The sequence below is a fragment of the Methylobacterium sp. WL120 genome (assembly GCF_008039465.1).
GTDB classification, from domain to species: Bacteria; Pseudomonadota; Alphaproteobacteria; order Rhizobiales; family Beijerinckiaceae; genus Methylobacterium; species Methylobacterium cerastii.
Genome location: NZ_VRUT01000380.1, coordinates 1 through 468, shown reverse-complemented (window position 1 = coordinate 468; position 468 = coordinate 1). Strand labels below are relative to the sequence as shown.

Here is a 468-nt window from a genome sequence, read left to right as displayed (position 1 = left end):
CGCCGGCCCTGCCGCCTGTCGCCCCGGCCGCACCGCCGGTCGCCCCGGCTACGCCGCCGCAGGCACAGCAGCAGGGCACGCCCGCTACCGTACTCGACACCCAGGATTACGAGAGCGTACTCGGCAAGAGCGTGCGTAGCGCAAACGGCGACGAGCTCGGTCGGATCATCGATCTGATCATCGACAAGGACGGGCGCCCGCGCGCGGCGATCATCGATTTCGGCGGCTTCCTCGGCGTCGGCTCGCGCAAGATCGCCGTCGACTGGCGCGCGCTACGCTTCACCTCCGACGGCAAGGTCGGGCGGCTGTCGCTGCAGCTGAGCCGCAACCAGGTCCGCGTCTCGCCCGAGTACAAGGCCGGCGAGCCGATCGTGGTCCTCGGCCCGGCGAGCCCCGGCCCCGAGGGCGAGCAGGCGACCGCGCCGGCCGCGGCTCCGCCGACCGTCACGCCCACGCCCGCACCGAGTG

Annotated in this window: 1 protein-coding gene; it reads left to right on the top strand. The window is 73.5% G+C overall.

Features of this window, described 5'->3' with window-relative positions; translation table 11 throughout:
- Window positions 1–468, top strand: a 468-nt coding sequence (locus tag FV229_RS27100) for a PRC-barrel domain-containing protein (RefSeq protein WP_147754841.1), incomplete at both ends; no start/stop codon positions are given.